Raw genomic sequence first — 25,193 nt, forward strand, 5'->3', positions numbered from 1 at the left:
CGAGTGGAGAAAGTACTTTCGATATAGAAAGTAGATTGGAGGGAGGCGATCGTGTTGGACGACCCGGAGGAAGGTCTCGCCGCAGTACGCCGCCAGCACGAGGCGATGGCGGCGCGCATCCACCTGCCGTTGTGGTACCGGGCGCTGTTCGCCGCAACCTGGGCCGGTGTCCTGGCCGGGCCGCTGCTGGCACGCGACCACGACCGGTTCGGGCTGCCGGCGTTTCCGTACTGGATGGTCACCACGGCGCTGCTCCTAGTGCTGCTGCTGGACTACAGACGTCGGTCCGGACTCCACACACTGGTTCGCAGCCGGACGTACCCGGCGCTGCGCGAGCAGGTGGTGCCCACGTCGGCGGTGGTCCTGGGCAGCGTGGTCGTGGTGTGGGGACTGACCCTGCTCGGCCTGCCCTACATGGCGGGCAGTTGCGCGTTGCTCGCGGGCGGCCTCGCCTCCCGGCAGGTGTGGCAGGTCAACAGGGCCATCCGGCTCGACGTCGTGGAAGGGAGGTGACCGTGCACGACCTCGACCCGACGATCCACCCCCTGCCGAGACTGACCTTGTGCGCGACGCTGGCAGCCGGTCCGGAGTGGACAGAGTTCCACGTCGCCCGGGACACCACGGGGTTGAGCGACTCCGCCCTGTCCAAGCACGCCCGGACCCTGGAGGGAGTCGGCTATGTCGAGATCCGCAAGGGAGCCGTGGGCCGCCGTCCCCGAACCTGGCTGCGGCTGACGCCACTGGGACGCTCCCGGTTCGCCGCCCACGTCAGCACGCTGGAACGACTGGCAGCAGGACTCCGCGACACCGCAACGGAAACACGGAACTGATCCTTGGAAGCGGGACGTGCGGTCGCACCCGGCCGTCTGTCCGCACAACCGCCAACTACCTCCGCTCGTCTCCTCAATGCACGCGGCCACCGCGCCGCACAGGGCACCCGCAATAGCGACGGTGCAGGCCAGACCCGCAGTCGCGACACAGGCCGCCGTACAGGCGATGGCGATCCACGGCACCACGCCAGCCCGTTCCATGCAGGCGACCACAAGACGATCCAGGGAGGACGACGACCGCCGTGGCAACGCTGAGCGCGACCTACGACCGGGCAACCGGCGACAACCCGATGCCCATCGCCACACACGACGACATCGACACGTTCCTGACACGCCTGGGAGCACTCGCCGCAACCGGACCGGTGCCACCGCTGGCCGAGGTCGTGGTAGCCGAAGACCCCTACGGGCCGCCCTACCTCTACGTCGGAGTCGGCATCGACGTCGGCTGGGTCCGCGAACCGGGTGAACCCGACCGGTGGACCATCGGCTCGCCCGACGACACGGGCACCGTGCTCTACGACTACGTCGGCCACGGCGAGGACATCCCAGCCAAGCACCTCGTTCCGCTCGACACCGTCCGAGCCGTCCTGATCGCCTACCTCACCCACAGCGGCAACGTGCCCTCCGACGACCCCCACCTACGCTCGGCAAACTGACCGCGCACGCCCCAGAAGGGAGCATCCGACTGCTGTCCCTTCTCGACTTGCAGTCGCGGGAGCAACACCCCGGGCCGACCACTGGACGCAGTACGGACGCGTCTACCGCGAAGCCTGGGCCCACACCGGTCACCCCGTCGAGCAGGCCGGCCCCACCGCGACTTCCTCCACGCCATCGAACTGCTCGGCACCGAAGTTCTGCCCCGACTCCGCGCCGAACTGGCCACACCGTGACCCCGGCGATCGACCGCCCGCACAGCCCCCTGCGGAGGACACCAGGTGAATGCCGCCGAGCACCCCAAGCGGCGCGGCCGACGCAGCGGCAGTGAGGACACCCCCGCCGCACTGCTCACCGCCGCCCGGGAGGTGTTCACCGAACACCGCCGTGCTCCCGCTCCCGGTCGAGCCGGCCCGTATCGTCGAACAACTGCTGGACGGGCCACCGGAACAGACCGGCGAACGCATGGTCGGCACCTTCCTGACCACCTGGGACGCCGACGACGGCGGCGCGTTCGCCGCGTTGCTGCGCAGCATCACCACCCAAGACCACGCCACCCACCTGAACGCCGACCACCCCGACTACGGAGCACCCTCCTCACCACCCCGATGTTCGGCATCGACATCGCCAGATACGTCCTGCGCCTACAACCCCTGGCCTCCACCGACCCCGACACCTTGGTCCCCACCATCGCGCCCAACCTCCAGCGCTACCTGACCGGCGACCTCGACTGAAGCGCGGTGGGCTCGGCTGCGCACGGGCGCGGACCGCCCACCGCCATGCCGTCCGCTCCGCCACCCCCGCCGTCGTCGCCATCAGCCGGACGTACTCACCGGACAGTCTCGTCAACCACCAGCACACCGCCGGGTCGCCCGGGTGTTCCACGGCATAGGCACGGACGTCGGCCCGTACTCCGTCAGCGTCCCAGGACGCGGCTTTGGGCAGGCGCTACATCTACCCGGTGAGATCGGACCCCCACCCGCCTGAATAGGTCATCCAGTCCGGCTACCCCAGCGGCGGGGTCCTCGTCGGTCGACACAAGATCGACGCGCTACATCCTGAAGATCACCGAGTGTGGCTGGAGTATCTATCCCCGACGCGCGGCACCGGGCGCGAAACCGGCGTCCAGTCGGGCGACCACGGTCCCGATCAGGTAGGCCGGCGGGCGGCGGTCGTCGGTGTCCAGCCACCAGGTGATCACGACGCGGAGCGTGGCCGGCACCGTGGCCGCGAACATCGCCGGGTAGAGGTCGGCCTCGGGGTCCGCGCCGACCCGGGCCGCGACGGCGTCGGCCAGGGCCTTCTCCTGCGCGTGGAACGCCGACATCAGGTGCGGCAGCAGCGACGGGGTGCGCCGCAGCACCCGCATCTGCTCCAGCTTCACCCGGTCGAAGCGGGCCGGGACGAGTTCTCCCAGCGCCTGCCGCAACGCCTCCAGCACCGGTTCGGCAGCCGGGCGGCGGACGAACGCGCCGACGACCGCCTCCTCCTTGGACGAGAAGTAGTTGAAGAACGTCCGCAGCGACACCCCTGCCTCGCGCGCGACCTGTTCGACCGTCACGCCGTCCACGCCGTGGTCGACGCACAGGCGCAACGCGGCGTCGGCCAGGGCGGTGCGGGTGACCGGCTTCTTGCGCTCCCGCAGTCCGGCAGGTCGAGTCACAGGAACAACTCAGACAACCCCACCGGCTCCGGCGCGTCGTCCGTCGGGAGCGGGGAGGCCGCCGCGCGGTCCGGTGATCACCCGGACGTGCGACGAGGCCGCCGGTGGACCGGCGGCCTCGTCGGGTGGCGGGAGCTCAGTGGCCGCCGGGCATCTCGGCGGCCAGGCGCTCGTCGCCGCTGAGCGTCTTGAGCGGCTTCTCCTTGATGAACACCACCGCGAGCAGCGCCAGCACCGCGATCGGCGTGCCGATCAGGAACAGCTCGGCGGTGGCGTCCGCGTAGATGCCCTTGACGATCACCTGCGCCGCCGCCGGCAGTTCGGCCAGGTTCGGCACCGCGTTCGCGTCGCCCGAGGGCAGCGGGCCGAAGGACTCGGTCATCTTCGAGGTCACCCGGTTGGCCAGCACCGCGCCGAGCACGCTGACCCCGATCGCGCCACCGAGCGAGCGGAAGAACGTCAGGCTCGACGTGGTCACGCCCAGGTCCTTGGCCGGCACGTCGTTCTGCGCCACCAGCACCAGGTTCTGCATCAGCATGCCGACGCCGACGCCGAGCACGGCCATGTGCACCGACACCAGGAACACGGTCGTCTCCGCGCTGATCGTGGCCAGCAGCCCCATGCCGGCGACCATCACCACGCCGCCCGCGACCAGGAACACCTTCCAGCGGCCCCACTTGGTGATCAACTGGCCCGCGACGGTGGAGGACACCAGCAGGCCGAAGATCAGCGGCAGGCTCATCAGGCCGGCCTGGGTGGGCGTTTTGCCGAGCCCGATCTGGAAGTACTGCGACAGGAACACCGTGCCGCCGAACATGGCCACGCCGACCAGCGCGCTGGCCAGGGTGGTGAGCGCGACGGTGCGGTTGGCGAAGATCGACAGCGGTACGATCGGGTCGGCCGCCCGCGATTCCACGAACACCGCCAGCGCCAGCAGCAGCACGCCGCCGACCACCATCACCGCGCTCCAGCCGGACAGCCACTCGAACTGGTTGCCCGCCAGGGTCGTCCACACCAGCAGCGTCGACACACCGGACACGATCAGCGCCGCGCCCAGGTAGTCGATCTTGACTTCCTTGCGCACCACCGGCAGCTTCAGCGTGCGCTGGAGCAGGGCGATGGCGGCCAGCGTGAACGGGACGCCGATGAAGAAGCACCAGCGCCAGCCCAGCCACGACGTGTCGACGATGACGCCGCCGATGAGCGGCCCGGCCACCGTGCCGACGCCGAACACCGCGCCGAACAGGCCCGCGTACTTGCCCATGTCGCGCGGCGGGATCATCGCCGCCATCACGATGGTCGCGAGCGCGGTCATGCCGCCCGCGCCCAGGCCCTGCACGATCCGGCTCGCGATGAGCACTTCCACGTTCGGGGAGAACCCGGCGATCAGCGAACCGATCACGAACATCCCCAGCGACAACTGGATGAGCAGCTTGCGGCTGTACAGGTCGGCGAGCTTGCCCCACAGCGGCACGGTCGCGGTCATCGCCAGCAGCTCGGTGGTGACCACCCAGGTGTAGACCGACTGCGACCCGTCCAGGTCGGCGATGATCCGCGGCAGCGCGTTCGACACGATCGTCGACGCCAAGATCGCCATGAACATGCCCAGCATCAGGCCGGACATGGCCTGCACGACGTCCTTGGGCGTGGTGTGCGGGCTCGCCGCGGTCTTCTCCCCGGTCGTTCCGACAGACATCGTTCCCCCCTTCGACATGGATCAGGTACAAGGCCCGGTCGGCGTCGCCAGACCCGCGTACAGCAGGTCCAGGGCTTCGCCGAGCAGGATTTCCAGCGGACGTCCGTCTTCCTGGTCGCTCCACCGGGCGAACGCGACCCGGCACGCCGCACCGGCGGCGGCGACCAGCAGCTTCGGGTAGAGGTCGGTCGCGGACTGCCCGGCCCGTTCGGCGACGGCGTCGGCCAGCTCCCGCTCCGCTTGCTCACCGCTCGCGAAGACCTTGGCGAGCAGCACCGGATGCTGCTGCACGACGCGCATCCGGAGCAACCACATTTCGCCCTCGTCGGCGAGCCCCTCGGCGATCTCGTCCCCCAGCGCGGCCTTCAGCGCGGCTCCGGGGCCCAGTTCGGCGGGCTGGTCCAGCACCCGCCGGCGCATCCGCGCCGCGGCCTCGGGGTCCGGTGCCACGATCGCGTCTTCCTTGCCCGCGAAGTAGTTGAAGAACGTGCGCGGGGAGACGCCGGCGGCGGCGCTGATGTCCTCGACGGTGACGTGGTCGTAGCCGTGTTCGTGGGCGAGCGTCACGGCGGCGCGGCTCAGCGCCAACCGCGTCTGCCGCTTCTTGCGGTCACGAAGACCGAGCTCGCCGTTCACTCGATCAGGGTACGAATTTAGCTGCACTCGCTGCAAGTTTGCAGTGGGTGCAGAATTGTGATCCAACTCTCCCCCCGTCGAGGGAATCGAGATGCGCCACGAACCGGTCGATCAGGCGCGAAAGGCGCTCGGCGACGAGCGGTACGACGTGGTGCACCTGGGGTTCGGCGCGCCGGCGTGGCTGCCCGACGGGTCGACGAGCCCTCGATCGTGCAGTCCGGCGGGGTCGGGCCGGGCGCGTCCCACGCTCGGTTCGACCATTCCCGCTCGCGCCTCACCGCATGGTGCCGGCGGTGGTGGGCGTTGACGACGCGCTCGAAGCCCTGCCGGTACAGGGCGTCCCGGAAGCCCGGGTCGCCCTGCTCGCACGCGTGGTAGAACACGTCCTCGTCGGGGGCGGTCCCCGCCACCGGCAACCGGCACACCTCCCGGCCGATCTCACGTCACCCGGACGCGCGACCGTCCACTTGGAACAGCCCGGTACCGGTGGGCGCTAGGGTGCCGTGGCGGCAGGCCCGACTCGCGAGGGAGACCGATGTTCCGCTGCACCCACCTGTTCGGCTCGAAGCGCCGGGTGACGTTCGCCCTGCCCCTGGACGGCCCGCGCGGCCCGGTGAGCGTCGTCGGCTCGTTCAACGATTGGACGCCGGGCGTGCACGAACTGCTCCCCCGCCGCGACGGCACCCGCACCGTCACGGTGATCCTCCCGCCCGGTACGCACCACTTCCGCTACCTGGCCGCTGACGGCCACTGGTTCGACGAGGCCGACGCGCAGCGGGTGGACGGCGACAGCGCCATCACCATCGAGAGCTGACCACCTCGACGAGAACCGGCTGTGAAAGCCGACCGGGATCGCGTGCGGCACCTCTGCCCGCACCGACCCGTTGCGCACCAGCGTGTGCGAGCACCCGGTAGACCGGGGTACCGACTGGCACAGCGCGTAAAGGATTTCATCCACGCACCTTGGAGGCGCTAATCTGACAGCACTGTTACATCAATCGAGGGGGCGGGATGTACCCGGAGATCGAGCCGTACGACCAGGGGATGCTCGACGTCGGTGACGGGCACCGGATCTACTGGGAGGTGTGCGGGAACCCGGACGGCAGACCGGCCGTCGTGCTGCACGGCGGTCCCGGCTCGGGCTGCAACGCCCACCAGCGCCGGTACTTCGACCCGGCGGCCTACCGGATCGTGCTGTTCGACCAGCGCGGGTGCGGGCGCAGCACACCGCACGCGGGCGCGCCGGTCGTGGACCTCTCGGCGAACACCACCGACCACCTCGTCGCGGACCTGGAACTGCTGCGCACCACGCTCGGCATCGAGCGGTGGCTGGTGTTCGCCGCGTCCTGGGGTTCGGTGTTGGGGCTGGTGTACGCGGTGCGCCACCCCGGGCGGGTGTCGGCGATGGTGCACGCCGGGGTGGCCACCGGGCAGTACGCCGAAACGGAACTGCTGGTGCGCGGGCTGGGGTCGATGTTCCCCGAGGCGCACGCGCGGTTCCGGGAGGCCGTCGGCGACCCGGCGGGCAGCCTGACCGCCGCCTACCTGGACCTGCTCACCGACCCGGACCCGGCGGTGCACCAGGCGGCGGCGGACTCGTGGTGCGCGTGGGAGGACGCCCTGGTCCCGTTGTCGCCGGACAACTCCCGCTTCGACCCGCCCGAGTTCCGGCTGGCGTTCGCCCGGCTGGTCGCGCACTACTGGTCGCACGGCTCGTTCCTGCCGGACGGCTACGTCTACGACCACGGCGAGCGCCTCGCCGGCATCCCCGGCGTGATCGTGCAGGGTGAGCTCGACCTCGGGAACCTCGTCGGCACGCCGTGGCTGCTGACCCGGGCGTGGCCGGACGCGGAGCTGACGCTCATCCGGGACACCGCGCACGGCGGCAGCGCGAGCATGTCCGAAGCCAGGATCGCCGCCACGGACCGCTTCCGGGGAGCGGTTCACCGGTGACGTAGAAGGGGCGACGTAGAAGGGGCGATGTAGAAGGGGCGACCGGGGGCGGGCCCTCGGCGCAGTCGGCGGGGGCTTTCACTCCGTTCGGACGATTCGAGACGGGGTGTTGCCGGCTCCGGCAACCGACTCCGATACTGCGTGGGAAAAGCACCAACCCCCACCGCATCACGTCAGCCGTTTCCCCTGCTTCGAAAGGAGCTGACGTGCTCGACCGCCGAACCTTCGTCCTGGGCACCGCGTTGGCCGCCACCGCGATCACGACGACCGCGATCACGACCGCGCACGCGGCACCACGGTCCGGCAGGACCGCCGGCGCGGCCACGGCCGCCGGCACCACCGTCACCCTCGCCCGGCTCGACGACCGCTGGGTGCTCGTCGACGAGACCGGCTCGGTGCGGATCACCACCGGCCTGGAGAACGCGAACGTCGTGGGGCTCGCCGACGACGGCGCGGACCTGATCGCGGCGGGCTCGCTCGCCGACGACCCGGTGGCCGCGCTGTGGACCTCGTCGGACGGCGTGGCCTGGCGCGAGGTCCGCCGCCTGCACGGCACCCGCGCCGAGTTCACCGCCGTGACCGGCGGGCTCGCGCTCGGCTCGGTGCTGCGCGGCGAACGCGCCGCGCTGGCCCGCGTCGCCGCCCGGCGCACCGCGACCGGCTGGACCACGGTCCCGGTGCGCGGCCTGGAGGGCACCGACGGCCTGTTCGCCTCGGCGTTGTCCGCCACCCCGGACGGCTGGGTGTGCGCGGCGGTCGGCGCGAACGGCTCCCGCCTGCACGCCTCCCGCGACGGCGTGACGTGGTCCGAGCTGCCCGGCGTGGCCGGCGTCGCGGTGCGCGCGCTGACCTCCGACGCGCGCGGAACCCGCTGGCACGGCAACGGGATCGCCGGGTCCGCGCCGCTGACGGGGCCGCTCGGCGGTCCGGCCGGCCCCGCACCCGTGCCCGCCGGCGCGCAGGCCCTCGGCACCGCCTCGGGCCGCGCCGCGTGGCTGTCCGCCGGACGCCTCCTGACCACCTGACCCCGGGAGCGACGATGATCACCTTCGGCATGATCGACGGCACCCCGGTGTACTACTGGCGCTCCTCGCGCGGCGACACCACGCCCCGCACCTGGCAGACCACCCAGGCGTTCTACGACGCGCTGGTGCTCTGGGTCCGCGACCTGCGGGCCGCGAGCTCGGCCCACGGCTCCATCACCTACCTGGTGTCGGCCGGGTTCTACGTCAACAAGCCCGGCCAGCACGGCGAGGGCACCGCGATGGACCTCGACCACGTGCGCTGGTCCGGCGGCGCGGTCTGCTCGCCGCTGGACCGCGACCACGCGTCGGGCACCCAGGCCACCCGGCGGCGGTACCTGGCCGTGGACGCGGTGTGCCGCAGGAGGTTCCGCTACGTGCTCGACGGCTGGTACAACGCCGACCACGCCGACCACGTCCACTCCGACTTCGGCGGGCTCCCGGTGCGGTGCCTCAAGACCTCCGAGGCCGACACGAAGTTCGTGCAGTCGCTGTGCAACGACTTCCTCGCCGCCGGCCTGGCCGTGGACGGGATCTGGGGCACCGGCACGCAGAACGCGTTCACCACGGCCAAGTCCCGTCTCGGCGTCACCGGCGACCCGCACACCACCACCGCCGCGTGGCAGGCGTTCCTGTCGGCGGCGGCCCGGAAGGGGTTCGCGAACCAGGCTTTCTAACGCCCGGTGTTCCCCGTGGCCCGGCGTGGTCCCGACATCCGGGAGGTCAGTCCCGCAGGGCTTTCGCGTAGTGGCCCAGCGAGCGCTGGTACCTCGGCAGTCGCGGGGCCAGCGCCTCCAGCGCCCACGACACGGCCTCGCGCTCGCGGCCCACGTCCGCCAGCGCCAGCGCCAGGAAGCCGCGCACCGCGCCGTCCAGGTGGTCGGAGGCGGCGTCCTTCTCGGTGGCCAGCAGCTCGACGGCGATCTCCGGCTGGCCGAGGTTGCGCAGCGAACTGGCCATCTGGATCACCGCGCGCCGCCGGCGTTCCCCCGGCAGACCGAGGTCCAGGGCCTCCCGGTAGAGCGGGACGGCCCGGTCCGGGTGGCCGGTCGAGTCGAACGCCGCCGCCCGCTCGAACACCGCCACCGCCTCCGGCGCGTCGCGCGCGGCGTCGTCCACCGCGCTCCGGAAGTCCTCTTCGGACAACTCGTCCAGCCGTTCCCACACCTCGGCGATCCGCTGCTCCCACATGCCGCCCAGCAAAGCACACCGGCGGGTCGCCGTGCTCGCCGGCGGTGGTCTGCCCGGCTCCGGGCCGTTGGCGGGCAACGGGATCGCGGTCGTCAGGTCCGTCGGGGCGCGAGCCGGCAGACCACGTCGAGCGCCACCCGGAACGGGGGCAGCGCCCGGACGTCGGTCCTCGGTTCGCGCACCCACCGCACCGGACCGTCCCCGATCACGCTCGGCGGCACCGGCAGGTGGTGCGGTCCGTCCACCACCTGCACCCCCGACGGCACCGGCGGGTGCCGCACGCCCGGGTCCTCCACCAGGAACGTCCACGTCCCGTCCGGCAGCGCCACGGTCGCCGCGACGATGCCGCACCGGTGGAACTCCGCGTCGACCCAGCCGCCGAACCACGCCGGCACGACCAGTCCGGCGATTCCCCGGCTGGTGGGCACGTAGACGTTCCCGTCGACGAGCACGAGCGGCCACCCGAGGCCGATCGCCAGGCGTTCCACGGTCGCGTGCAGTTGATCGGCGTACTTCACGGTCGCGCACCTCCCCAGTGGCTCCATGCCCGGGGTTCGGGAGACCTCCGTGATCGGTTCGCCCGGGATCGGGCGGTTTTTTCACACCGGGCACCGCGCCGCCGCCGGCGGTCGACGCACAGCGACCGCACAGCCGGGGCACAGGGATTCCGGTCAGGGTGGGGTGCATGACAGCCATCCACGACCGAGGACTCGCCTTCGACCTGGCCACGTTGACCCGGCGGCGGGCGCTCACCCTGTTGGGTGGCGCGGGTGTCGCCTCTTTGGCCGCGTGCGGGTCGGCCGCCCCGGGCGCGGCCCCGGACACGGCCGCTCCGGAGACGTCCGCGACGTCCGGTGCCGTGGCCGAGTGCCGGGACGCGATCCCCGAGGAGACCGCCGGCCCGTACCCCGGCGACGGCTCCAACGGGCCGAACGTGCTCACGCAGAGCGGGATCGTGCGCGGTGACATCCGGACCAGCTTCGGCACCGGGTCGCGCACGGCGGAAGGCGTGCCGTTGACGATCACGTTGACCGTGCGGGACACGGCATCCGGGTGCACGCCCTACGCCGGGGCGGCGGTGTACCTGTGGCACTGCGACATCGACGGGAAGTACTCCTTGTACTCGCAGGGCATCACCGGCGAGAACTACCTGCGCGGCGTGCAGGAGGCCGACGCCCAGGGGGTGGTGACGTTCACCAGCATCTTCCCGGCGGCGTACTCGGGGCGGTGGCCGCACATCCACTTCGAGGTGTACCCGAGCCTGGCCGAGGCGACGAGTGCGGGCACCAAGATCACCACGTCCCAGCTCGCCCTGCCGGCCGACGTGTGCAAGACCGTCTACGGGACGGCGGGCTACGTGCAGAGCGTGCGCAACCTGGCGCGGACCTCGCTGGAGGACGACATGGTGTTCAGCGACGGTCACGACGACCAGGTGGCCGCCGTGACCGGTGACGTGACCGGTGGCTACACCGCGAGCTTGGCCGTCCCGGTGTAGCCGCCGGGACGGCCGAGCCGGGTCAGCGGGATCTGCCGGGCTCGGGGTGGGAGGTCGCGGCGCGCAGCGAAGCCCTGGTGGTGGTGCTGGTCCGGGAGAGCAGGCCCAGCAGGCTGCGGCGGTCGCGGTGCAGCCAGGCGGTCAGGGCGATCGCCGCCGCGAGGAGCAGGACCCAGGCGAAGCTCAGGAACAGGACCGGCAGCCACCAGACGACGAACCGGACCACGACCGCGTGCCACGGTGCCGGTCCGCCGCCCACGCGTTGCAGCGCCAGGTGGAACACGACCTGGCCCGGCGTGGCCCGGTCGGCGCGCAGCAGCGGGACCACGAGCGTGGAGAAGGTCAGCGTCGCGGCCGACAGCAGCGTGGTGAAGCGCGGCGACTCGGCCAGGGTGCGGGACGCGTCACCGGACAGCGCCAGGACGACCAGGACCGTGAACTGGGTCAGCTCGAAGACCAGCAGGTCACCGGCGAACGCCAGGCCGCGCCGGGGCAGGCCGGGTGGCGCGGTGTCGGGGCCGTGCTCCGGGTTCGCGGAGGGCAGCAGGCGCGCCAGCGGCAGCGCCACCAGCCAGCCGACCGCCGTGCCGGTGGTGTTGGTCAGCACGTCGTCCACGTCCGCCAGGCGGTAGGGGCACGGGTACAGGCCGAGCACGGCGGTGCCCTGGACCAGCTCGACCGACGCCGACACCAGCACGCCCACCGCCACCGAGGTGACGAACCCCCGGCGGAACCGGTAGCGCAGCAGGAAGCCCAACGGCACGAACAGCAGCACGTTCAGCAGCACCTGCCACAGCGCCGGGCTGCCGTCGCGCAGGATGTCGTCCAAGGACGCCAACGGCTGTAACTGCCACGAGTCCGCGAACCGCCGCCCGGCGCAGAAGTCGGGCGTGACCACCGGCAGCGGGAACAGCGTGAACGCCACCAGGCCGCAGCCGTAGAGGACACCGGCCGCCGCGACCAACGCCGACCAGCCGCGCAGCCTGCCGAACCGGCGGTACTGGCGGTGCACCCAGGGCAGCACCGCCAGCGGGACCACCAGCGCGAACAGGACGATCGCCACGATCGACTCGGTCATCCGCACGGACATGAGCGCCCCCGGTCAGACCACCGCCCGGTGCCGCCGCCGTCGCCGGAACAGCGCGAACGCGCCCACCGCCACGGCGAGCACAACCACCGCGAGCACGACCACCGCGAGCACCGGCGGCCACCACCACGCGGACGACTGCGCCGACGCCGGAACCGCCGCCGCCAGCTCGTCGGAGTCCGTCGAGCACACCAGCGGGCGGGTCTCGCCCGGCCGGTAGGCGCACACCGAGCTCGCCAGCCGCGCGGTCCCGTCCGGTGCGGTGTCGAACACGGCCTTGTCGGTGAGCGTGAGGTCCTTGCCCGCCGGGACGGTCGCGGTCCACTCCACCGACGTCTCCGACGTCCGGCCGTCCTGGTCGGCGGTCACCACCCGCAGGCCCGGCGGGACGGACTGGGACACCCGCAGTCCCTCCACATCGGACGAACCGGTGTTGCGCACCGTGATCTCGTACGCCAGTTCGTCGCCGCCGCGCACCTGGTCGTGCGCGTTGTCGATGGAGATCGACAAGCCTTCCGTCACCGCCGTGCCCTCCTTGTCGTGTACACCAGTCCGCCGCCCACGAGCAGGAGCAGCAGGCCACCCAGCAGCCAGGGCAGCAGTGGCACACCGGTCGACGCGATCGGCTTCGTCGTCTCCACCGCCGTCCGGGTCGAGCACCTCGGGTCGTCGTCGCCGGGGCGGCAGTTCGCGCCCGGCGTGTCGGAGCTGACCGCGTTGACCAGGGTCCGGTCCCCGTTGCCGTGCACGGTCACCGAGTAGGTCACGGTGGCCGTGCCGCCGGCCGCGAGGTCGCCCGTCCAGGTCAGCGCCGGGGCGCGGAACACCGCGCCCGCCGACGCCCCGTCGAAGGTCGCGTCGTCCAGCACGTTCACCAGCGAGTCGAGCAGCCCGACACCGACCAGCGGCCTCGCGCCGGTGTTGCGCACCGTCACGGTGTAGGTCACGCGGTCGCCCGGTTCGGCCCGCTCGCGGTCGACCGCCTTCACGATCTCCAGGCCGCCCGACACCGGTGTCGTCGTGCCGCAGTCCGGGCCGGGGCAGAGCGCACCCGGCGTGTCGGACGTGACCACGTTGCGCAGCACGGAGTCGCCGGTCGGCGGGTCGGCCACCCCGACCCGGTAGGTCACCACCGCCGCCGCGCCGACGGCGAGTTGCCCGGTCCAGGTCAGCGCCGGCTCGGCGAAGGACGTCGTGCCCGCGCTCGCCGACGCGGTCAGGAACACCGCGTCGTCCAGCACACCGCTCAGGTCGTCGGTGAACCTCGCGGCCGGCAGGTCGACCCGGCCGGTGTTGCCCACCACGACGGTGTAGGTCACCGTCTCGCCCGGCCCCGCCTCGGTCCGGTCCACGGTCTTCACCAGCGACAGGCGCGGCACCAGCACCGTGGCCGAGCAGCGCGGGTCCCCGGCCCGGGTGGTCGCCGGGCAGTTCGACCCGGGGGTGTCCGACCGCACGGCGTTGGCCAGCTCCAGGTCACCGGCCGCCGGCCGGCCCACGGTCACCGTGTAGGTGACCGTCACCCTCGCCCCGACACCGACCTGGCCGCGCCACGTCAACGTCGGCGCGGCGTAGGTCACGGTGCCCGCGCTGGCGGTCGCGTCCGCGTTGTACGCCGCGTCGTCCAGCACCCCGGACAGGTCGTCGGTGAAGCTCGCGCTCTGCGCGGTCCGGCCGGTGTTGGTGACCACCACCGTGTACGTCACCGCCTCCCCCGGCGCGGCCGTGGTGCCGCTCGCGGTCTTCTCCACGACCAGGCCGGGCAGCTCGGTGACCGTGCCGCACCTCGGGTCGGTCGAGCCCGGCGGGCAGTTGGAGCCCCGCGTGGTCGAGCTGACCGCGTTGCGCAGCGAGTGGTCGCCGGTGACCGGGGAGTCCACCACGGCCGTGTAGGTGACGGTGGCCGAGCCGCCGACCGGCAAATCGCCGGTCCAGGTCAACACCGGTGCCGCGTAGGTCGCGGTGCCGGTGGTCGCCGTCGCGTCGTCGTTGTAGGTCGCGTCGTCGACCACCCGGCTCAGGTCGTCGGAGAACGTCGCTCCTGTTTGGACGGTCTGCCCGGTGTTCCGCACGGTCACCGCGTAGGTGACGGTGTCGCCGGGGTTGACCACGGCGGGCGACGACGTCTTCTCGATGCTCAGGCCCGCGATCGGGGTGACCGTGGTGCAGGCCGTGCACTCACTGCCCGGTGTCGCGGAGGTGACCGTGTTGGTGAGCGTGAAGTCGCCGGTCACCGGGTCGTCCACGGTCACGGTGTAGGTCACCGTCGCCGTGGCCCCAACCGCGACCGTGCCGTTCCAGACCAGCGTCGGCGCGGTGTAGGTCGCCGTGCCGGTGGTGGCGCTCGCCGACCCGAACGCGGCGTCGTCCACGACCCCGGTCAGGTCGTCGGTGAAGCTCGCGTCCTGCGCGGTCTGGCCGGTGTTGGTGACCACGACCGTGTAGGTGACCAAGTCACCGGGGTCGGCGTCGGTGCGGTCCACCGACTTGGTGATCGCCAGGCCCGGCAGGGCGGTGTCGGTCGAGCACCTCGGGTCGACCGCCCGCGCCCGGCCGCTCATCGGCAGCGGGCAGTTGTTGCCCGGCGTGGTGGACGTGACCACGTTGGTCAGCCGGTGGTCGCCGGTGATCGGGTCCTTGACCCGCACCGTGTAGGTGACGGTCGCGGTGGCCCCGACCGGCAGATCGCCGGTCCAGGTCAGCGTCGGCGAGGTGAACGCGACGGTGCCGGTCGTGGCGGTGCCGTCGCCGTTGTAGTCGGCGTCGTCCAAGACCGCGCCCAGGTCGTCGGAGAACGTCGCTCCGGTGTGGACGGTCTGCCCGGTGTTCCGCACGGTCACCGCGTAGGTGACGGTGTCGCCGGGGTTGACCACGGCGGGCGACGACGTCTTCTCGATGACCAGGCCCGCGATCGGGACGACCACGACGCACGCCGGGTCGGTCGACCCCGCCGGGCAGTTGCCGCCCGGCGTGTCCGACACGACGGTGTTGGTGAGCTTGCCGTCGCCGGTCGCCGGGTCGTTCACGGTCACCGCGTAGGTCACCGTGGCCGTCTCGCCGACCCCGAGCGCGCCGCTCCAGGTCAGCGTCGGCGCGGTGTAGGACACCGTGCCGGTGGTGGCGCTCGCCGACCCGTAGGTCGCGTCGTCCACGACCTGGGTCAGGTCGTCGGTGAAGCTCGCGTCCTGCGCGGTCTGGCCGGTGTTGGTGACGGTCACCGCGTAGGTGACGGTGTCGCCCGGTTTCGCGTCCGCCCGGTCGGCGGTCTTGGTGATCGCCAGGCCCGGCAGCGCGGTGTCCGTGGAGCACCTCGGATCGGTCGACCCCGGCCGGCAGTTGCCGCCCGGCGACGCGGAGCGGACCACGTTGGTCAGCCGGTGGTCGCCGGTGACCGGGTTCTTGACCCGCGCGGTGTAGGTGACGGTGGCCGAGCCGCCGACCGGCAGGTCGCCGACCCACGTCAGCGTCGGCGCGGCGTAGGCCACGTCGCCCGTCGTGGCGGTGCCGTCGCCGGCGTAGTCGGCGTCGTCGACCACCCGGGACAGGTCGTCGGTGAACGTCGCGTCGTCCTGCGCGGTCTGGCCGGTGTTCCGCACGGTCACCGTGTAGGTCACCGCGTCGCCGGGGTTGACCACGGCGGGCGACGAGGTCTTCTCGATGACCAGGCCCGCGATCGACGTCGTGGCCGAGCACCGGGGGTCCGTCGAGCCCGGCGCGCAGTTGCCGCCCGGTGTGTCGGAGGTGACCGCGTTGCCCAACGTGAAGTCCCCGGTCACCGGGTCGGCCACGGTCACCGCGTAGGTCACCGTGGCCGTCTCACCGAGCCCGAGCGTGCCGCTCCAGGTCAGCCTCGGCGCGGCGTAGGACACCGTGCCGGTGGTGGCGCTCGCCGATCCGAACGCGGCGTCGTCCACGACCCCGGTCAGGTCGTCGGTGAAGCTCGCGTCCTGCGGTGTCCGACCGGTGTTCGTCACGGTCACCGCGTAGGTCACCGTGTCGCCCGGCCCGGCCGTCGCGCGGTCGACCGTCTTCACGATCTCCAGACCGGGCAGCGGGGTGGACGTGCCACACCTCGGGTCGGTCGACCCCGGCGGGCAGTTGCCGGGCGTGGCCGAGCTGACCGCGTTGGCCAGCACGTGGTTGCCGGTGATCGGGTCGTCGACGGTGACCGCGTAGGTGACCGTCGCGGACGCGCCGACCGCCAGGTCGCCGGTCCAGGTCAGCGTCGGCTCGGCGAAGGACACCGTGCCCGTCGACGCGGTCGCCGAGCCGAACGCGGCGTCGTCCACCACGTCGGTCAGGTCGTCGGTCACGACCGCGCCGGTCAGCGGCACCTGCCCGGTGTTGGTGAGCACGACCGTGTAGGTGACCGCGTCGCCGGGGTTCGCGGTCTGCCGGTCCGCCGACTTCGCCACCGTCAGCTCGCGGCCCGGTGTCTCGGTGCCGCACGACGGGTCGGTCGAGCCGGCCGGGCAGTTGCCGCCGGGCGTGGTCGAGGTGATCCGGTTGACCAGGTTCTTGTCGCCGGTGTCGGGGTTCTTCACGGTCACCGTGTAGGTGACCGTCGCCGACCCGCCGACCGCCAGGTCACCGGTCCAGGTGAGGTTCGGCGCGGCGTAGGAGACCGTCCCGGACGTGGCCGCCGCGTCGGCGTTGTAGTCCGCGTCGTCGAGCACCCGGGACAGGTCGTCGGTGAACGTCGCCCCGGTGATCGGCGTCCGGCCGGTGTTGGTGACCGCGATCGTGTAGGTGACCGTGTCACCGGGCACCGCCTCGTCGCGGTCGTCGGACTTGACGATCCGCAGCGCGGAGATCGGCGTGGACGTCCGGCACTCGGCCGCCCCGGCCGCGCAGTTGTTGCCCGGCGTCGTGGACGTCACCGCGTTGGCGAGCTGGAAGTCCCCGCCGCCGACCGGGTCCTCCACCCGCACCGAGTAGGTGACCGTCGCGGTGCCGCCGACCGGGAGGTCACCGGCCCAGCCCAGGTTCGGCGCGGTGAACGTCGCCGTCCCCGTGGACGCCGACGCAGCGACCCACGTCGCGTCGTCCAGCACGCCCGTCAGGTCGTCGGTGAACGTCGCGCCGGTCAGCGGTGTCCGGCCGGTGTTCGTCACGGTCACCGTGTAGGTGACCGTCTCGCCGGGCAACGCCTGCTGCCGGTCCACCGCCTTCTCGATCCGGACGCCCGACAGCGCGGTGCTGGTCGAGCACCTCGGGTCGGTCGAGCCGGTCCGGCAGTTGCTGCCCGGGGTGTCGGAGGTGACCGCGTTGCCGAGCACCTTGTCCCCCGCGCCGGTCACCGTCACCGTGTAGGTGACCAGCGCCGACTCGCCGACGCCGAGCGTGCCCGACCAGGCGAGGTCCGGCGCGGTGAACGTCGCCGTGCCGGTGGTCGCCGACGCGCTGCCCCACGTCGCGTCGTCCAGCACGCCGGACAGGTCGTCGGTGAACGACGCGTTCTGCGACGTCCGACCGGTGTTGGTCACGGTCACCGTGTAGGTCACCGCGTCGCCGGGGTTCGCCGCCGCCTTGTCGACCGCCTTGCTGATCTCCAGACCGGACAGCGGGGTCGAGGTGGCGCACTTCGGGTCGGTCGTGCCAGTCGGGCAGTTGCTGCCCGGTGTGGTCGACGTGATCGCGTTGGCCAGCGTGAAGTCCCCGGTGACCGGGTCGTCGACGGTCACCGAGTAGGTGATCGTCGCGGTGCCGCCGACCGGCAGGTCACCGGTCCAGGCCAGGTTCGGCGCGGTGAACGTCGCCGTGCCGGTGGACGCCGACGCGCTGCCCCACGTCGCGTCGTCCAGCACGCCGGACAGGTCGTCGGTGAAGGAGGCGTCGAGCGGCGTCCGGCCGGTGTTGGTCACGGTCACCGTGTACGTCACCACGTCACCCGGCTTGGCCGAGGTCACGTCGACGGTCTTGGCGATGTCCAGACCCGGCAGCGACGTCGTGGTGGAGCAGCGCGGGTCGGTCGAGCCCGGCGGGCAGTTGCCCGGGATCTCGGAGCTCACCCGGTTGGTCAGGCCGTGGTTGCCGGCGGTCGGGTCGTCCACGGTCACCGAGTAGGTGATGGTCGCCGTCGCGCCGGGCGCGAGGTCACCCGACCAGGACAGCGTCGGCGAGGAGAACGCGGCCGTGCCGGTCGACGCTGTCGCGCCGTTCCACGTCGCGTCGTCCACGACGTCGGTCAGGTCGTCGGTGGCGGTGGCGGGGGTGAGCGGCACCTGGCCGCTGTTGGTGACGGTGAGCGTGTACGTCACCGTCTCGCCGGGGTTCGCGGTCTGCCGGTCCGCCGCCTTCAGGATCGTCAGCTCGCGGCCCGGCGTGCTGGTCGAGCACCTCGGGTCGGTCGACCCGGCCGGGCAGTTGGTGCCCGGCGAGTCGGAGGTCACCGCGTTGGTGAGCCGCTTGTCGCCGGGGTTCGGGTTCTTCACCGCCACCGTGTAGGTGACCGTCGCCGTGCCGCCGACCGGCAGGTCACCGGCCCAGGTCAGCCTCGGCGCGGCGTAGGACACCGTGCCCAGGGTGGCCGCACCGTCGCCGCCGTAGTCGGCGTCGTCCAGGACCCGGGTGAGGTCGTCGGTGAACGTCGCTCCCGTTTGGACGGTCTGGCCGGTGTTGCGCACGGTGACCGTGTAGGTCACCACGTCGCCGGGGTCGACCGCGCCGGGCGCGGCCGTCTTCTCGATGACCAGGCCCGCGATCGGCGTCGTCGTGGTGCAGGTGATGCACACCGCGCCCGGCGTCGTCGAGCGGACGTCGTTGACCAGCCGGTGGTCTCCGGTCACCGGGTTCTCGACGGTCACCGCGTAGGTGATCGTCGCCGTGCCGCCCACCGGCAGGTCACCGGTCCAGGTCAGCCTCGGCTCGGCGAAGGTGGCCGTGCCGGTGGTCGCCGACGCGCTGCCCCAGGTCGCGTCGTCCAGCACGCCGGTCAGGTCGTCGGCGAGGCTCGCACCGGTCAACGGCGTCTGGCCGGTGTTGCGCACCGCCACCGAGTACGTCACGACGTCGCCGGGTGCCGCGTCCGCGCGGTCGACGGTCTTCTTGATCTCCATGCCCGGCAGCGCCGTGCTGGTCGAGCACTTCGGGTCGGTCGACCCGGCCGGGCAGTTGCTCCCCGGCGCGTCCGACGTGACGGTGTTGCGCAGCCGGTGGTCGCCGGCCGGCGGGTCGTCCACCACCACCGAGTAGGTGATCACCGCCTGCGCACCGACCGGGAGGTCGCCGGTCCAGGTCAGCACCGGCTCGGCGTAGGTGACCACGCCGACCGTGGCCGTGCCGTCCGCGTTGTACGCGCCGTCGTCCAGCGCGCCGGACAGGTCGTCGGTGATCCGCACGCCGGTCTGCGGCGTCTGGCCGGTGTTCCGGACGGTCACCGAGTAGGTGACGGTGTCGCCGGGGTCCGGTGCGGCGGGCGCGGCGGTCTTGGTGATGTCCAGGCCCGCGACCGGTGTGCTGGTCGAGCACTTCGGATCGGTCGTGCCGGTCGGGCAATTGCTGCCCGCCGTCGCCGAGGTGACCGCGTTGCCCAACCGGAAGTCTCCGGTCACCGGGTTCCGCACGGTCACCGTGTAGGTGACCGTCGCCGACGCGCCGACCGGCAGGTCCCCGGTCCAGGTGAGCCTCGGCTCGGTGTAGGACACCGCGCCCAGCGTCGCGGCGGCGTCGGCGTTGTAGGCCGCGTCGTCCACGGCGTTGGTCAGGTCGTCGGTGAACGTCGCGCCGGTCAGCACCGTCTGGCCGGTGTTGCGCACCGCGACCGTGTACGTCACGACGTCACCGGGCTTGGCCGACGTGGGCGCGGCGGTCTTGGTGATGTCCAGGCCCGCGATCGGCGTGCTGGTCGAGCACTTCGGATCGGTCGTGCCGGTCGGGCAATTGCTGCCCGGCGTCGCCGAGGTGACCGCGTTGCCCAACCGGAAGTTCCCGCTCACCGGATTCCGCACGGTCACCGTGTAGGTGACCGTCGCGGACCCGCCGACCGGCAGGTCACCCGACCAGGTCAGCGTGGGTTCGGCGTAGGTGGTCGTGCCGGTGGTGGCGCTCGCCGAGCCGAAGGCGGCGTCGTCCACGACGTCGGTCAGGTCGTCGCCGAACGTCGCGCCGGTCAGCACCGTCTGGCCGGTGTTGCGCACCACCACCGTGTACGTCACGACGTCGCCGGGGTTCGCGGCCGTGCGGTCGGCGGTCTTCACGATGTCGATGCCGGACACCGACGTGCTGGTCCGGCACTTCACGTCGGTCGAGCCGGTCGGGCAGTTGCTGCCCGCCGTGGCCGAGGTGACCACGTTGGCCAACCGGAAATCACCGGCCACCGGATTCCGCACGGCCACCGTGTAGGTCACCGTCGCCGACGCACCGACCGCCAGATCCCCGGACCACGTCAGGTTCGGCGCGGTGAACGTCACCGTGCCCGCCGTCGCCGACGCGCTCCCCCACGTCGCGTCGTCCAGCACACCGGTCAGGTCGTCGGAGAAGCTCGCGTTCTGCGGGGTCTGACCGGAGTTCCGCACGGTCACCGTGTAGGTCACGGTGTCGCCGGGGTTCGCGGAGGGCTTGTCGACCGCCTTGGTGATCTCCAGTCCGGGCAGGAGGGTCGTGGTCGAGCACCTCGGATCGGTCGAGCCGGGCGGGCAGTTGCCCGGCTCGGTGGAGCTGACCACGTTGCGCAGCTCGTGGTCGCCGGTGACCGGGTCGCGCACCGTCACCGCGTAGGTGATCGTCGCGCTCGCGCCGATCGCCAGGCCGCCGGTCCAGTCCAGGTTCGGCTCGGTGAAGGTGGCCGTGCCGGTCGAGGCGGTCGCGCCGCCCCACGTCGCGTCGTCCACCACGTCGGACAGGTCGTCCCGGAACGACGCGCTCGGCAACGCCACCTGGCCGGTGTTGGTCACCGTCACCGTGTAGGTCACCGTGTCGCCGGGGTTCGCGGCCGGCTTGTCCGACGTCTTCTGGATGGTCAGCTCACGGCCCGGCGTCGACGTGGCGCACGACGGGTCGGTGGAGCCCGCCGGGCAGTTGTTGCCGCGCGTGGTCGACGCGATCTGGTTCTTGAGGCTCTTGTCGCCGGTGTCGGGGTTGTTCACGGTCACCGTGTAGGTGACCGTCGCCGACGCGCCGACCGCCAGGTCACCGGTCCACGTCAGGTTCGGCGCGGTGTAGGCGACCGAGCCGGCCGTGGCGGCGGCGTCGGCGTTGTACCGCGCGTCGTCGAGCACCTGGGACAGGTCGTCGGTGAACGTCGCGCCGGTCTGCGGCGTCTGGCCGTTGTTCGTGACGACGATCGTGTACGTCACCGTGTCGCCGGGGACGACCTCGTCCCGGTCGTCGGTCTTCACGATCCGCAGGCCCGCGATCGGTGTGGACGTCGCGCACCGCGCGTCCGCCGAACCGGTCGGGCAGTTGTTGCCCGGCGTCGTGGACGTCACCGCGTTGTCCAGCCGGGAGTCGCCGGTCACCGGGTTCCGCACGGTCACCGAGTAGGTCACGGTGGCCGTCGCGCCGACCGCGAGGGTGCCCGACCAGGCCAGGTTCGGCGCGGTGAACGTGGCCGTGCCGATCGAGGCGGTCACGCTGCCCCACGTCGCGTCGTCCAGCACACCGGTCAGGTCGTCGGAGAAGCTCGTGGTCGACGACGTCTGGCCGGTGTTGGTCACGGTCACCGTGTAGGTCACCACGTCACCGGGGTCGGCCGAGGTCCGGTCGACCGCCTTGGCGATGGTCACGCCGGACAGCGCGGTGGTGGTCCGGCACCTCGGGTCGGTCGAGCCGGCCGGGCAGTTGTTGCCCGCCGTGGTGGAGGTGACGCTGTTGGCCAGCCGCTTGTCGCCGTTGCCGGTCACCGTCACGGTGTAGGTGATCGTCGCGGACGCGCCGACCGCGAGGTCCCCGGTCCAGGTCAGGTTCGGCGCGGTGAACGTCGCCGTGCCGGTCGACGCGGTGGCGCTGCCCCACGTCGCGTCGTCCAGCACGCCCGCCAGGCTGTCGGTGAAGGTCGCGCCGTTCTGCGCGGTCTGGCCGGTGTTGCGGACCGTCACCGCGTAGGTGACCACCTCGCCCGGGTTCGCGGTCGGCTTGTCCACGGTCTTGGCGATGTCCAGGCCGGCGACCGGGGTGGAGGTCCGGCAGCCCGGGTCGGTCGTGCCGGTCGGGCAGTTGCTGCCCGCCGTGGCCGAGGTGACGGCGTTGGCCAACCGGAAATCACCGGCCACCGGATTCCGCACGGCCACCGTGTAGGTCACCGTCGCCGACGCGCCGACCGCCAGATCCCCGGACCACGTCAGATTCGGCGCGGTGAACGTCACCGTGCCCGTCGACGCCGACGCGCTCCCCCACGTCGCGTCGTCCAGCACACCGGTCAGGTCGTCGGTGAAGGTCGCGCCGGTCAGCACCGTGCCACCGGTGTTGGTGACCGTCACCGTGTAGGTCACCGTGTCGCCGGGGTTCGCCGCCGCCCGGTCCACCGACTTGGCGATCCGGAGGCCCGCGATCGGGGTCGAGGTCCGGCAGCGCGCGTCGGCCGAACCGGTCGGGCAGTTGCTGCCCGGCGTCGTGGACGTCACCACGTTGCCCAACCGGGAGTCGCCGGTCACCGGGTTCCGCACGGTCACCGTGTAGGTGATCGTCGCCGACGCGCCGACCGGGAGGTTGCCGTTCCAGGTCAGCGTCGGCGCGGTGAAGGAGACCGTGCCGAGCGTGGTGGTCGCGCCGCCCCAGGTCGCGTCGTCCAGCACACCGGTCAGGTCGTCGGAGAAGGTCGCGCCGGTCAGCACCGTGCCACCGGTGTTGGTGACCGTCACCGTGTAGGTCACCGTGTCGCCGGGATTCGCCGCCGCCCGGTCCACCGACTTGGCGATCGTCATCCCGGAGACCGCCGTGGTGGACCTGCACCGCGTGTCCGCCGAACCGGTCGGGCAGTTGCTGCCCTGCGTGGTGGAGGTGATGACGTTGTCCAGTCGCCGGTCGCCCGCGCCGGTCACCGTCACCGAGTAGTTGACGGTGGCGGTCGCGCCGGGGGCCAGCGTCCCGGTCCACGTCAGGTTGGGCGCGGTGTAGGTCGCGGTGCCGGTGGACGCCGTCGCGCCGCCCCACGTCGCGTCGTCCACCACCTGAGCCAGGTTGTCGGTGAACTGGGCGTTGAGCGTGGTCTTGCCGGTGTTGGCCACGGTCACCGTGTAGAGCACCGTGTCGCCGGGGTTGGCGGTCGCCCGGTTCGACCGCTTCTCGATCGTCAGGCCGGGCACGTCGACCGTGGTCCGGCAGTTCGCGTCGGCCGAGCCGGACGAGCAGTTGCCCGCGTTCGTCGTCACCGCGTTGCGCAACTGGAAGTCCCCGGTGACCGGGTTCTTCACGGTCACCGAGTAGGTCAGCGTGACGGTCTGCCCGCTGGTCAGGTTGCCGGTCCAGCGCAGTCTCGGCGCGGTGTAGGTGAACGTGCCGGTGGCGGGTGACGCGACCTGGTCGCCGTTGAAGTTCGCGTCGTCCAGCACGGCCGTCAGGTCGTCCTCGGCGATCACGCCGTTGAGCGGCTCCGGCCCGGAGTTGGCCAGGGTCACCGTGTAGGTGACCTTCTCGCCGGGAGCCGCGGTCGCCTTGTCCGCGGTCTTGCGGACGGTCAGGCACTCCACCGGCAGCCGGTAGTCCTCGACCTCGCCGCTGTCCGCGAGGCCGGTCGGGCTCTGCACCTGCGTGGTGTTGAACCCGACCCGGAACCGGGCGTAGGTGTAGCCGCAGCCGATGGTCGCGGGCAGCGTCCAGGTGAGGTTCGCCGAGGTCGCGTTCACGCCGAAGTCGGCGCAGGCCCGTTCCCCGGGGTTGTCGAACACGCCGTTGCGGTTGAAGTCGATCCACCCGCAGACGCGGCCCGCCGACGTGGTGCGGGCCAGCGTCACCGGGACCGTGTAGTTCAGCCCGCCGTAGCTGCTCGCCAGCCGGGGGAACCCGGCCACGCCGTCGTCCAGCGTGTCGCCGTTGGGCAGGTTGTTGTTCGCACCCGCCGCGACCGCCTTCGGGCTCGGCGTGACCGAGCCGGTGTTCTGCACGGTCGTGTTGTCCGGCGAGACGTCCGCGCCGAGCACCGGGCCGCCGACGACGTGGCTCGCCGCCGCGACCGGGTCGTAGCTCGCCGGTGCGTCGCCGAAGTCCTCGTCCGCCGAGATGCCGACCGCGAAGGCGTCCGGCGTGTGCGCGCCGCCGTTGACGTAGCTGTAGACCGCGAAGGAGACCGACGTGACCGTGCCGCTCATGCGCACGCTGCCGCAGCCGGCGGTCGCCTGGCGCGCACCGATCGTGTTGCACGCGGTGTTGGCGCTGCGGTTGGCCGCCTCGATGCGGGAACCGCCGACGACGTTCAGGTTCGTGGCCCCGGCCAGCGGGCTGCTCAACGTCACGCCCGGGGTGGTCACGGTCAACGCCGCCGACGCGGAGTCGGCGGTGTTGATGGTGCCGCCGATGCCCACGACGTGCAGCACCGGGTCCCGCACGGGCCGGCTGAACGACAGCGTCAGCGTGCCCCGGTTGAAGCAGTCCGAGCCGGCCTGGCAGTCGTCGACGACCGTGATGACGTCGAGCAGCGCGGTGTTGGCCGGGATCTGCGGGGTGAAGTTCGCCGCGGTGGCCCCGCGCGCGCTCGGCTGCGAGTTCAGGTTGTAGAGCTGGAGCTTCTCCCCGGTGACCGCGCCGGTCACCACGAGACCGGACGGCAGGGTGGAGTTCGCGCTCGCGTAGGTCGCGGGCACGGTGGAGTTCGACGTCCACGCCGAGGTGGTGTGCGTCTGGTACGCCCGGACCGCCGGCGGCACCAGGGTGACCGTCGACAGGAAGACCAGGAGGGCGAGCAGCACCGAGCCGAGGCGGCACGCCGGGCTCGTGGACATGGTGCTCCTTGGGAGGGCGGATCAGCGGTCGAAGATCACGCTAAGCCGTGGCACCGACAATCCATTCGGTACGAGCACACAGGTCCACCCG

The 25,193-nt window shown here is 72.0% G+C and carries 18 protein-coding genes and 1 pseudogene; 9 read left to right on the forward strand and 10 right to left on the reverse strand.

Annotated elements, in window-relative coordinates:
* The first annotated feature begins 51 nt into the window (after window positions 1–51).
* The 3 genes from AB0G01_RS18310 (at window position 52) to AB0G01_RS18320 (ending at window position 1,486) form a co-directional block, all read left to right on the forward strand.
* Window positions 52–513: a hypothetical protein gene (locus tag AB0G01_RS18310; RefSeq protein ID WP_360946839.1), complete on the forward strand. Its 462-nt coding sequence runs from the start codon at window positions 52–54 to the stop codon at window positions 511–513.
* Window positions 514–515: 2 nt separating this feature from the next.
* Window positions 516–830 carry a transcriptional regulator gene (locus AB0G01_RS18315; protein ID WP_360946841.1) on the forward strand — a complete coding sequence of 105 codons (315 nt, stop codon included), beginning with the start codon at window positions 516–518 and terminating at the stop codon, window positions 828–830.
* A 242-nt stretch (window positions 831–1,072) separates the two neighbouring features.
* Window positions 1,073–1,486 carry an Imm1 family immunity protein gene (locus AB0G01_RS18320; RefSeq protein ID WP_360946843.1) on the forward strand — a complete coding sequence of 138 codons (414 nt, stop codon included), beginning with the start codon at window positions 1,073–1,075 and terminating at the stop codon, window positions 1,484–1,486.
* A gap of 370 nt (window positions 1,487–1,856) precedes the next feature.
* Here the strand turns inward: AB0G01_RS18320 and AB0G01_RS18325 are convergent, their stop codons facing one another.
* Window positions 1,857–2,060, reverse strand: a complete 204-nt coding sequence (locus AB0G01_RS18325) for a hypothetical protein (protein WP_360947406.1) — start codon at window positions 2,058–2,060, stop codon at window positions 1,857–1,859.
* Here AB0G01_RS18325 and AB0G01_RS18330 point away from each other — a divergent pair.
* Complete coding sequence (locus AB0G01_RS18330; protein ID WP_360947388.1) at window positions 1,973–2,218, forward strand: hypothetical protein; 246 nt, start codon at window positions 1,973–1,975, stop codon at window positions 2,216–2,218. The genes AB0G01_RS18325 and AB0G01_RS18330 overlap by 88 nt on opposite strands.
* A 104-nt stretch (window positions 2,219–2,322) precedes the next feature.
* On the opposite strand, the pseudogene AB0G01_RS18335 reads toward AB0G01_RS18330, so the two are convergent.
* The 4 genes and pseudogenes from AB0G01_RS18335 to AB0G01_RS18350 all read right to left on the reverse strand — a co-directional run.
* Window positions 2,323–2,438, reverse strand: a pseudogene (locus AB0G01_RS18335) (IS701 family transposase); the annotation flags it as partial.
* 133 nt (window positions 2,439–2,571) lie between these two features.
* On the reverse strand, window positions 2,572–3,147 hold the full coding sequence (locus tag AB0G01_RS18340; protein ID WP_360946845.1) for a TetR family transcriptional regulator: 576 nt from the start codon (window positions 3,145–3,147) through the stop codon (window positions 2,572–2,574).
* 136 nt (window positions 3,148–3,283) lie between these two features.
* Window positions 3,284–4,843 (reverse strand): MDR family MFS transporter, encoded by a 1,560-nt coding sequence (locus AB0G01_RS18345; protein ID WP_360946847.1) that lies wholly within the window; start codon window positions 4,841–4,843, stop codon window positions 3,284–3,286.
* 21 nt (window positions 4,844–4,864) lie between these two features.
* Entirely contained in the window at window positions 4,865–5,479 is a 615-nt protein-coding gene (locus AB0G01_RS18350; RefSeq protein ID WP_360946849.1) for a TetR family transcriptional regulator, read from the reverse strand.
* A gap of 535 nt (window positions 5,480–6,014) precedes the next feature.
* Here AB0G01_RS18350 and AB0G01_RS18355 point away from each other — a divergent pair.
* From AB0G01_RS18355 to AB0G01_RS18370, 4 genes are all read left to right on the forward strand, one after another.
* The gene (locus tag AB0G01_RS18355; protein WP_360946851.1) at window positions 6,015–6,293 is read left to right on the forward strand and encodes a glycoside hydrolase family 13; all 279 of its coding nucleotides are present in this window, start codon (window positions 6,015–6,017) and stop codon (window positions 6,291–6,293) included.
* A 197-nt stretch (window positions 6,294–6,490) separates the two neighbouring features.
* Entirely contained in the window at window positions 6,491–7,432 is a 942-nt protein-coding gene (gene pip, locus AB0G01_RS18360; protein ID WP_360946853.1) for a prolyl aminopeptidase, read from the forward strand.
* A 206-nt stretch (window positions 7,433–7,638) separates the two neighbouring features.
* A complete protein-coding gene (locus AB0G01_RS18365) occupies window positions 7,639–8,457 on the forward strand; it encodes a hypothetical protein (protein WP_360946855.1) in 819 nt (272 codons plus the stop codon).
* 14 nt (window positions 8,458–8,471) lie between these two features.
* Window positions 8,472–9,131: an extensin family protein gene (locus AB0G01_RS18370; RefSeq protein WP_360946857.1), complete on the forward strand. Its 660-nt coding sequence runs from the start codon at window positions 8,472–8,474 to the stop codon at window positions 9,129–9,131.
* A gap of 46 nt (window positions 9,132–9,177) precedes the next feature.
* Here the strand turns inward: AB0G01_RS18370 and AB0G01_RS18375 are convergent, their stop codons facing one another.
* Complete coding sequence (locus AB0G01_RS18375) at window positions 9,178–9,645, reverse strand: tetratricopeptide repeat protein (protein ID WP_360946859.1); 468 nt, start codon at window positions 9,643–9,645, stop codon at window positions 9,178–9,180.
* A 92-nt stretch (window positions 9,646–9,737) separates the two neighbouring features.
* Window positions 9,738–10,163, reverse strand: a complete 426-nt coding sequence (locus AB0G01_RS18380) for a hypothetical protein (RefSeq protein ID WP_360946861.1) — start codon at window positions 10,161–10,163, stop codon at window positions 9,738–9,740.
* 167 nt (window positions 10,164–10,330) lie between these two features.
* Here AB0G01_RS18380 and AB0G01_RS18385 point away from each other — a divergent pair, with 167 nt between their 5' ends.
* The gene (locus AB0G01_RS18385) at window positions 10,331–11,140 is read left to right on the forward strand and encodes an intradiol ring-cleavage dioxygenase (protein WP_360946863.1); all 810 of its coding nucleotides are present in this window, start codon (window positions 10,331–10,333) and stop codon (window positions 11,138–11,140) included.
* Window positions 11,141–11,162: 22 nt separating this feature from the next.
* Here the strand turns inward: AB0G01_RS18385 and AB0G01_RS18390 are convergent, their stop codons facing one another.
* From AB0G01_RS18390 to AB0G01_RS18400, 3 genes are read right to left on the reverse strand one after another with little or no spacing between them, the layout of a single operon-like run.
* Window positions 11,163–12,218, reverse strand: a complete 1,056-nt coding sequence (locus tag AB0G01_RS18390) for a VanZ family protein (protein WP_360946865.1) — start codon at window positions 12,216–12,218, stop codon at window positions 11,163–11,165.
* 24 nt (window positions 12,219–12,242) lie between these two features.
* Window positions 12,243–12,749 (reverse strand): hypothetical protein, encoded by a 507-nt coding sequence (locus tag AB0G01_RS18395; RefSeq protein WP_360946867.1) that lies wholly within the window; start codon window positions 12,747–12,749, stop codon window positions 12,243–12,245.
* Window positions 12,746–25,102: a GEVED domain-containing protein gene (locus tag AB0G01_RS18400; protein WP_360946869.1), complete on the reverse strand. Its 12,357-nt coding sequence runs from the start codon at window positions 25,100–25,102 to the stop codon at window positions 12,746–12,748. The genes AB0G01_RS18395 and AB0G01_RS18400 overlap by 4 nt, the downstream gene beginning before the upstream one ends.
* Between the last annotated feature and the right edge of the window lie 91 nt (window positions 25,103–25,193).

It is taken from the genome of Actinosynnema sp. NPDC023587, assembly GCF_040640215.1.
In the GTDB taxonomy this organism is placed as follows: Bacteria; Actinomycetota; Actinomycetes; order Mycobacteriales; family Pseudonocardiaceae; genus Actinosynnema.

What these genes read in the sequence shown, in the direction of transcription:
- pip (WP_360946853.1), top strand. Translation starts at nt 6,491, where the DNA reads ATGTACCCGGAGATCGAGCCGTACGACCAGGGGATGCTCGACGTCGGT.
- AB0G01_RS18345 (WP_360946847.1), bottom strand. Translation starts at nt 4,843, where the DNA reads ATGTCTGTCGGAACGACCGGGGAGAAGACCGCGGCGAGCCCGCACACC.
- AB0G01_RS18355 (WP_360946851.1), top strand. Translation starts at nt 6,015, where the DNA reads ATGTTCCGCTGCACCCACCTGTTCGGCTCGAAGCGCCGGGTGACGTTC.
- AB0G01_RS18375 (WP_360946859.1), bottom strand. Translation starts at nt 9,645, where the DNA reads ATGTGGGAGCAGCGGATCGCCGAGGTGTGGGAACGGCTGGACGAGTTG.
- AB0G01_RS18385 (WP_360946863.1), top strand. Translation starts at nt 10,331, where the DNA reads ATGACAGCCATCCACGACCGAGGACTCGCCTTCGACCTGGCCACGTTG.
- AB0G01_RS18400 (WP_360946869.1), bottom strand. Translation starts at nt 25,102, where the DNA reads ATGTCCACGAGCCCGGCGTGCCGCCTCGGCTCGGTGCTGCTCGCCCTC.
- AB0G01_RS18370 (WP_360946857.1), top strand. Translation starts at nt 8,472, where the DNA reads ATGATCACCTTCGGCATGATCGACGGCACCCCGGTGTACTACTGGCGC.
- AB0G01_RS18390 (WP_360946865.1), bottom strand. Translation starts at nt 12,218, where the DNA reads ATGACCGAGTCGATCGTGGCGATCGTCCTGTTCGCGCTGGTGGTCCCG.